Here is a 390-nt window from a genome sequence, read left to right on the forward strand (position 1 = left end):
TGTCGGGACGGCAGGTGGCCTTGGCCGATTGCAGCGGCGACGCCTTGCCGTCGAGCGAGACCGTATAGAAGGCCGCCCCGATCTCGATATTGTCTTCAATATCATTAATCATCACCATATCGAGCACGTCACCACTCGGTGATGGGATGGCAAACAGCGCCACCGGCGCGAAGAAACGTCGCGCCTGGTAATGCATGGCCTTCCAGTTGCCGCCGTAGTCGAGGCTTGCCCAGGAGGCCACGGGCCAGGTGTCGTTGAGCTGCCAGATGATCGTGCCCATGCAATGCGGCTTCAGCGACCGCCAATATTCCACCGCCGTCTTGATCGCCAGGCCCTGCTGAATCTGGCTGAGATAGACGAAATTGGAGAAATCCTTGGGGAAGCGGAAAT

1 pseudogene is annotated in these 390 nt (G+C 58.7%); it reads right to left on the bottom strand.

Annotation, left to right across the window (positions count from 1 at the left end):
• Positions 1-390 (bottom strand): annotated as a pseudogene (locus AC1D0P_RS31315) (hypothetical protein); the annotation flags it as partial.

The sequence above is a fragment of the Polaromonas sp. P1_G2 genome (genome assembly GCF_056405515.1).